1 protein-coding gene and 1 pseudogene are annotated in these 1493 nt (G+C 73.5%); both read left to right on the top strand.

Translation table 11 applies throughout. From position 1 onward, the window contains the following. The first annotated feature begins 101 nt into the window (after positions 1 to 101). Positions 102 to 1091 carry a molybdopterin-dependent oxidoreductase gene (locus tag AB0M20_RS43040; RefSeq protein WP_364307221.1) on the top strand — a complete coding sequence of 330 codons (990 nt, stop codon included), beginning with the start codon at positions 102 to 104 and terminating at the stop codon, positions 1089 to 1091. Positions 1092 to 1131: 40 nt separating this feature from the next. Then, positions 1132 to 1493: pseudogene (locus AB0M20_RS43035) on the top strand (aminoglycoside phosphotransferase family protein); the annotation flags it as partial.

The raw sequence follows: 1493 nt of genomic DNA, 5'->3' as shown, positions 1-1493 counted from the left end.
CCGCCCCCCGGTATTAGGGCGCGTCGTGCCCGATGCCAGCCACACTCTGGACCTCGCCTCGCACTTGGCTGATCCACGAGACAGGCCCTAGCGTCTGATCCATGAGGCTGCGGAGCAGGCAGGCCGGGCGGCGGGTCGATCTCGTCCTCGGCCTGCTGCTCGTGGCCGGCGGCGTCACCGGCCTGGGCGGCATGGCGATCGGGGTCGACTGGCCGGTCGACCCGATCCAGCTGCACGCCGCCGGCGCGCTCGCGATCCTGCTGATCGCGCCGTGGAAGGCGGTGGTCGTCCGGCGCGGGCTCGGCCGGGCGGCTCGGCCGCGCCGGATCAAGGCGCTGTCGCTCACGCTGGCCGTGCTGGTCCTGGTCACGATCGGCAGCGGACTGCTGCACTCGACCGGCCACGCCGAATACGTCGGCCCGCTGACGCTCATGCAGATCCACGTCGGCGCCGCGGTGGGCGCGCTGGTCACCCTGGTCGCGCACTTCGTCCTGCATCGGGTACGCCCGCGGCGCGCGGACGCCGACCGCCGGGCCCTGCTGCGGCTGGGTGTGCTGGGCGCGGGCGCCGCGGCGGCCACGGCGGCGTGGGACACCTGGGCGGCGACCGACCGGCGGTTCTCCGGGTCGGTGCCCAAGGCGCAGCCCCGCGTCACGTCCTGGTTCGACGACGGCATCCAGCGGGTGGACCCGGCGGCGTGGCGCCTGCGGGTCGGGGCGGAGTCGCTCGACCTGGCCGCGATGCGGGCCCTGCCGCACGAGAGTTTCACTGCCGCCCTCGACTGCACCAGCGGCTGGTACAGCGACCAGGAGTGGGCCGGCGTGCGGCTGAGCGCGCTGGTGCCGGCGGGGGAGTGGCGCAGCGTGGAGGTGCGGTCGGTGACCGGGTACGCGCGCTGGTTCGGCGCGGACACCCTGGACGACGTGTGGCTGGTGACGCAGCGGGCGGGCTCGCCGCTGTCGTACGGGCACGGGTTCCCGGCGCGCATCGTGGCCCCGGGCCGCCGCGGCTTCTGGTGGGTCAAGTGGGTCACGTCGATCCAGCCGTCGGACCGTCCACCCTGGGCCCAGTCGCCCTATCCACTGAGTTAAATCAGTGTCGCCGCCGCGCGAGGACCGGTAGACACGGTGGATGAGCGAAGTGCCCCTGTCCGGCGGCAACACCACCGGCGCCGTACTGATCGACGGTGTCGTCCACAAGCGGGCCTCGCCGTGGACGGCGACGGTGCACGCCGTGTTGCGGCATCTCCAGGACGCCGGCCTCGAGTCGGCTCCCCGCGCGCTCGGGTTCGACGACCGGGGTCGCGAGATGCTCACCTTTCTGCCGGGGGACACCATCGGCGACCAGGATCCCTGGCCCGCCTGGACGTCGGCCGACTCGATGCTGACCCAGGTCGGCCAGTGGCTGCGACGGGTCCATGACCTGACCGCCGACTTCACGCCGCCGGCGGACGAGTGCTGGTTCATCGGCGGCGCCATGGGTCCCGGGTTGAT

Origin of the sequence: Actinoplanes sp. NPDC051633, assembly GCF_040681735.1 — a bacterium.
Taxonomy (GTDB): Bacteria; Actinomycetota; Actinomycetes; order Mycobacteriales; family Micromonosporaceae; genus Actinoplanes.
The sequence above is the reverse complement of the archived record's forward strand: the minus strand, read 5'-3'. Positions and strand labels throughout refer to the sequence as shown.